This is a genomic window from Aminobacter sp. P4_D5 (genome assembly GCF_056401815.1).
The window spans coordinates 1-566 of record NZ_JBFUIP010001173.1; the positions used below are offsets into that span (position 1 = coordinate 1).

The following is a 566-nucleotide window of genomic DNA, read 5'->3' on the forward strand; positions in this document are numbered from 1 at the left end:
CGGTGACGAGGGGCAGTTCGTAGACCCGCCCCTCCGACGAGGAGCAGCCTCGGGCGATCAGCCGATCCAGGTCCGCCATGCCGTCCATCGGCAGAAGGCCTCGGCGATGAGCGCGTAACCCCGCTCGTTCGGATGCGCGCCGTCGCCGGCTGCGACCTCGCGCCGCCACGTTGGCGAGCCGGCAGCGATATCAATCACCGGCAAGAACGGTATGCCCAATCGATCACAGAGCGCGGAAAATCGCATCGACAGCTCCGCCGCCCTGATATCGACTTCGGGGTCGCAGATCGGCAAGGGACCGACCATCAACGTGGGCCGCCAGGCGGCGGCGGCGGTCAGGATCGCCTCGGCATTCGCGACCGCGCGACCGGGCGCCACGCGCACCGCACCGTCGTCGCCAAGACAGGCGTCGTTGGCGCCGAAGGAGAAGACCAGGCGACCGTCATGCTCGGGCGGAAGCCGGGCTTTTGCCTCGCTTTCCCAGCGTATCAGGACATCCGCGCTGGTGTCGCGGCGAATGCCGAGATTGTAGCAGGTGACGTCGCGCCCGCCGCGTCGCGCAGCCG

The 566-nt window shown here is 68.9% G+C and carries 1 protein-coding gene; it reads right to left on the bottom strand.

The annotated features are described in order from the left end of the window. Window positions 1-57 precede the first annotated feature (57 nt). Window positions 58-566 (bottom strand): GDSL-type esterase/lipase family protein (locus tag AC1DWF_RS37325; RefSeq protein WP_476843457.1); only part of this gene is annotated, 509 nt, incomplete at its 5' end.